Genomic DNA, 307 nt, shown 5'->3' on the forward strand with positions numbered 1-307 from the left:
CCCCCCCCCCCCCCCCCCCCCCCCCCCCCCCCCCCCCCGCGCTTGCGACCAGGGCTTGGTTGTACGTACGGGCCCACCGTTGGTGTCGGATTTCGTACGCGTTCGGTTGGGCGATTGCGCACGCGTATTGAGGGTTCTGGCCTTCACACGTTGCTGCGCGCCCGGCGGACGGGGCTCGTTCCTGCGAGCGCGCCTACGCGTGATGGTTAAGGACGGGGTTGCCAAGTGAGTGCTCGCGGTTGGCGTACGCAGGCCTGGGCGGTACGGAGTTCCAGTCAGGCAGTTGCGCGCGGCCGTCAGAACGGCC

The sequence above is a fragment of the Yinghuangia sp. YIM S09857 genome, assembly GCF_051388915.1.
Lineage (GTDB): Bacteria > Actinomycetota > Actinomycetes > Streptomycetales > Streptomycetaceae > Yinghuangia.